Below are 828 nucleotides of genomic sequence, written 5' to 3' on the forward strand. Positions count from 1 at the left end.
ACATGGCAGACATCGCATTCGAGAAGGACCTCTCCGTCGCCGAGACCGGCATCGAGGGCCTCAAGGTCGTCGACCTCGCCGTCCACGGCGACTCGCGCGGCTGGTTCAAGGAGAACTGGCAGCGCGCCAAGATGACCGCCCTGGGCATCCCGGACCTCAGGGTCGTCCAGAACAACATCTCCTACAACGACAGCCGCGGCGTCACCCGCGGCATCCACGCCGAGCCCTGGGACAAGTTCATCTCCGTGGCGCGCGGCAGCGTCTTCGGCGCCTGGGTGGACCTGCGCGAGGGCAGCGCCACCTACGGGAAGGTGTTCACCTGCACCCTGGACCCGAGCAAGGCCATCTACGTCCCGCGCGGCGTGGGCAACTCCTTCCAGGCCCTGGAGGACGGCACCGCCTACACCTACCTGGTGGACGCCCACTGGTCCATTGAATTGAAGAAGACCTACACCTTCGTGAACCTCGCCGACCCCGAGCTCGCCATCCAGTGGCCCATCCCGCTGGACCAGGCCACCGTCTCCGAGGCCGACCTCAACCACCCGATGCTCGCCGACGTCGTCCCCATGGCGCCCAGGCGCACCCTCGTCACCGGCTGCAACGGCCAGCTGGGCCGTGCGGTGCGCGCGCTCGCCGAGGAGCGCGGCGTGGCGAAGGACTTCGACTTCTGCGAAATCGACACCTTCGACATGTCCGACCCGGACGCCTACGCGCAGTACGACTGGTCGCTCTACGGCACCGTGATCAACTGCGGCGCCTACACGGCCGTGGATAAAGCGGAGACCCCCGAGGGCCGTGTCATCGCCGTGGAAGGCCGAACGCGACCGG

At 67.6% G+C, this 828-nt stretch carries 1 protein-coding gene; it reads left to right on the forward strand.

Annotation, left to right across the window (positions count from 1 at the left end; all coding sequences use genetic code 11):
• Window positions 1-2 precede the first annotated feature (2 nt).
• The coding region (locus HMPREF9463_RS10240) for a dTDP-4-dehydrorhamnose 3,5-epimerase (protein ID WP_035139001.1) at window positions 3-828 on the forward strand (826 nt) is incomplete at its 3' end.

The organism is Collinsella sp. 4_8_47FAA, from assembly GCF_000763055.1.
GTDB lineage: Bacteria > Actinomycetota > Coriobacteriia > Coriobacteriales > Coriobacteriaceae > Collinsella.